The 3,871-nt window shown below is 40.2% G+C and carries 3 protein-coding genes; 1 reads left to right on the top strand and 2 read right to left on the bottom strand.

All coding sequences use genetic code 11. The features are described 5' to 3' along the window. Nucleotides 1-95: 95 nt before the first annotated feature. Both GQR46_RS17300 and GQR46_RS17305 read right to left on the bottom strand, forming a co-directional pair. Nucleotides 96-593 carry a YgjP-like metallopeptidase domain-containing protein gene (locus GQR46_RS17300; RefSeq protein ID WP_165741716.1) on the bottom strand — a complete coding sequence of 166 codons (498 nt, stop codon included), beginning with the start codon at nt 591-593 and terminating at the stop codon, nt 96-98. A gap of 22 nt (nt 594-615) precedes the next feature. Beyond that, on the bottom strand, nt 616-1,464 hold the full coding sequence (locus tag GQR46_RS17305; RefSeq protein WP_165741718.1) for a DUF72 domain-containing protein: 849 nt from the start codon (nt 1,462-1,464) through the stop codon (nt 616-618). Nucleotides 1,465-1,976: 512 nt separating this feature from the next. On the opposite strand from GQR46_RS17305, the gene aspS reads away from it, so the two are divergent. Then, nucleotides 1,977-3,755 carry an aspartate--tRNA ligase gene (gene aspS, locus GQR46_RS17310; protein ID WP_165729302.1) on the top strand — a complete coding sequence of 593 codons (1,779 nt, stop codon included), beginning with the start codon at nt 1,977-1,979 and terminating at the stop codon, nt 3,753-3,755. Nucleotides 3,756-3,871 lie beyond the last annotated feature (116 nt).

Here is a 3,871-nt window from a genome sequence, read left to right on the forward strand (position 1 = left end):
AAAAAGATGTCCCTTTATCAGAAATATTAAAATAATTGTTTTTTGCCAATATTTTAACCCTAGCTTTGAGCAGTGCTTATTATTTAACAAGGTACTCATAAATAAGGATTCTCTCCCATCGCTACTACCACACAAAATATCCTTAAATCTAATTCCAATTGGTGATACTGCGGCTCCATGTGGCAACAAAGTTGGTAAAAGCCTTTGTTATGGTCTTTTTCTTTAAAGTGGGCGAGTTCGTGTACTACTAACGCTTTTAATAACGGCTCGGGAGCGCGGAGCAAGTCGCTGTTTATCGCTAAATCGTGCTTACGGGTTTTACCTTGCATTCGATACGTATGTGTACCGAGTGCATTGGTGACCATATCGCCTTGTTTTTTAAACGCCGCACGGCCAAACGGCAGGGCGTTTTTTAAATACTGTTTTTTAAGCTCGGTGGCGTAGCTATAAAGTAACTTATCGCTGGTTATGGTATGCGCTTGCGGGTATTTTTTAAGTAAGTAGTCACTTACCTTTTTGTTGTTAATTAGGCTTAATACTTGCTCAACAATGTTTGCAGGGTAGCCGGTAAAGTAACGTGCGTATTCACTCATTTATATTCTCTAATCTTATTATTTAAAAAAGTGCCGGCTGGTGGGCTTCTTTTTCGCCAGTAAATGGGTTTAATGCTTTGTGATTATAACCTAGGTCCTTACAAAACTGGCGAGCTAATAACGGTGCTTCTCGGTTATCGGCGGTATGAAAAAACACATAGGGTGTTTTACCTTCATCAAGCCATTGCTTTACTTTGCTCAGCCACGGTTTATAAAAGGGTTTATAGTCGTTTTGCAAATCGGCTATTACAAAGCGCGCCATAGGCTGCGAGCCTGTAGCAATAGCGTGCACTGGTAAATGTGGCTTTTTTTGCTGTGCATCTATTAGTGCTTCGGTAGTAGGTTTTACCGCAAATAGTGCGCGCGTATCCATAGATATGCGATTTATATTGTTCGCTATTAATAGCTGATTAAGCGCTATTTCGGCTTCACCTTTTTGAAAAAATGCAGCATGGCGTACTTCTACACCGTAATTAATCTCTTTTGGTAACAGGCTAATAAACTGTGCGAGTTTGGGTAAATCGTTTGGGCCAAAGGCTTTTGGCAATTGCAGCATGATTTGCCCCGTTTTTTCTAAAATAGGGGAGAACAAGGTAAGCCAATCAGTAAGCTCAGTTTGTATATTAGTAAGGTGTAGTTCGTGGCTAAAGCGACGATTAAACTTAAAAGTAAATTTAAAATCGTCGGGTACGCTATTTGCCCAGCGCAATACGGTGCTTGGCGATGGATCGGCGTAAAAGCTGGTATTGCCTTCAACAGAATTAAAATGCTGCGCGTATTGGCTAAGCATATCGGCGTTTTTACATTGGCTTGAAAATAAATTGCCTTTCCATGCGTTGCTCGACCACTGCGGGCATCCAATATATAACATACAAACTAGCGCCTTATTATAAAGTGGCGATAGTGTAGCAAATAACAAAACGAGCTGCTGTAAATTCAAGGGTAAAAGCCTTACACGGCTAGGGCGTGTTGAACTTTGTGGATTGAAATTCGTTCAATCTAGGGACGATTTAATCGCGGCGCGAGGTTTGTAACCTAGTGGGCTAAGTAAAAACCGAGTAACAAAGAGTTAATCGTCCCTAGAAAGAACCCAAAGGGCAGCGCATGTTTGGCATTTATGCTGCGTTATCGCCTATTTATGGGGAGTAACCACACTGCATAGACTCTGCCTTGCCTAAAAGCCAAACATACTGCTGCAAATTCAACCACCAACGTTCAACACGCCCTAGCATCTTAATGTTAGTTGAGTATAATGCAGAGCTTAATTTGATTATTTTTAGATTGCTAACGGCTTTATTTGTATTGTGGTGACCTGTTTTTTAAATCACACGCCTTAAAACAAATAACTTTAACCGTTTAAGCCTTTTATCTGACAGGAAAACTATGCGCTCTATATATTGCGGACAGCTAAATAAAACTCACGTAGATCAAGAAGTAGAACTATGTGGCTGGATCAACAAACGACGTGACCTTGGTGGACTTATCTTTGTCGATTTACGCGATAGAGAAGGTTTAGTACAAGTTGTATTCGATTCTGACATTGAAGAATTAATGAGTTCAGCTAATACACTTCGCCAAGAATTTTGTGTTCAGTTAAAAGGTGTTGTTCGCGCACGCCCAGACAGCCAAGTAAACAAAGACATGGCAACTGGAGAGATCGAAATTTTAGGTAAAGAGCTTAATATTATTAACCGCTCTGAACCGCTTCCACTTGATTTTAACCAAGTAAACTCAGAAGAGCGTCGTTTAAAATACCGTTACTTAGATTTACGTCGTTTAGAAATGAGTGATCGTATTAAATTACGTGCTAAAGCAAGCAGCTTTGTTCGTCGCTTTTTAGATGAAAACGGCTTTTTAGACATCGAAACACCTGTGCTTACTAAAGCAACGCCAGAAGGCGCACGCGATTACTTAGTACCGAGCCGTGTTCATAAAGGTAGCTTTTACGCATTACCACAGTCGCCGCAGTTGTTTAAGCAATTGTTGATGATGTCGGGTTTTGACCGTTACTACCAAATTGTTAAATGTTTCCGTGATGAAGATTTACGTGCCGATCGCCAACCAGAATTTACCCAAATAGATATAGAAACCTCGTTCATGAGCTCTGATCAAGTACGTGGTATGACTGAAAAAATGATCCGCGAAATGTGGCAAACATTGTTAAACGTTGATTTAGGCGATTTTCCAATCATGCCTTACAGCGAGGCAATGAGCCTTTACGGTTCTGATAAGCCTGATTTACGTAACCCAATGAAATTAGTTGATATTGCTGATTTAGTGAAAGACGTAGAGTTTAATGTTTTTTCAGGTCCGGCTAACGACGAAAAAGGCCGTGTTGCTGTATTAACAGTACCGGGTGGCGCTAAGCTTTCTCGTAAACAACTTGACGATTACACTAAGTTTATTGGTATTTACGGCGCTAAAGGCATGGCGTGGATGAAAGTAAACGACCACACTGTAGGCGCTGAAGGCGTTCAATCACCAGTGGCTAAGTTTTTAAACGAAGACGTAATTACTAAATTGCTTGAGCGTACTAATGCACAGTCGGGCGATATTATTTTATTCGGTGCCGATAAGCGCAACACAGTAAATGAAGCTATGGGCGCACTGCGCGTTAAGATTGGTGTTGATTTAGAAATCACTAACCTTAATAGCTGGGCACCACTTTGGGTTGTAGACTTCCCAATGTTTGAAGAAGATGACGAAGGCACATTACATGCTGTACATCATCCATTCACTGCACCAAAAGATATTACTGCAAGTGAGCTTGAAGCAAACCCAGCAGCAGCAATTTCAGATGCCTACGATATGGTATTAAACGGCTACGAAGTGGGTGGTGGTTCTGTACGTATTCATAATGCAGAAATGCAAGAAACTGCATTTAGAATTTTAGGTATTAACGAGCAAGAGCAACAAGATAAGTTTGGCTTTTTACTTGATGCACTTAAATACGGCACACCACCACATGCAGGTTTAGCATTTGGTCTTGACCGTTTAGCAATGCTTTTATGTGGTACCGATAATATTCGTGACGTTATTGCTTTCCCTAAAACAACACAAGCATCGTGTTTATTAACTAACGCGCCAAGTAAACCTAACCTTGATTCGTTAGCTGAGCTTGCAATTAGTGTTGTAGAAAAAGAAGTATCAAGCGAAGAGTAATTTTTGCTTAGCTTTTAAGCTAAATTTAAAAACCCTTAAGTTATATGCTTAAGGGTTTTTTTGTGGTTAAATTTAAAGCAGTTTAAAGGTTTGTGCCGATTGCTATTATCCATATT

It is taken from the genome of Pseudoalteromonas sp. Z1A6 (genome assembly GCF_011378745.1).
Lineage (GTDB): Bacteria > Pseudomonadota > Gammaproteobacteria > Enterobacterales > Alteromonadaceae > Pseudoalteromonas > Pseudoalteromonas arctica.

Bases quoted from the DNA above. Each gene is read 5' to 3' on its own strand.
- GQR46_RS17300 (WP_165741716.1), bottom strand. From the start codon at position 593: ATGAGTGAATACGCACGTTACTTTACCGGCTACCCTGCAAACATTGTT.
- GQR46_RS17305 (WP_165741718.1), bottom strand. From the start codon at position 1,464: ATGTTATATATTGGATGCCCGCAGTGGTCGAGCAACGCATGGAAAGGC.
- aspS (WP_165729302.1), top strand. From the start codon at position 1,977: ATGCGCTCTATATATTGCGGACAGCTAAATAAAACTCACGTAGATCAA.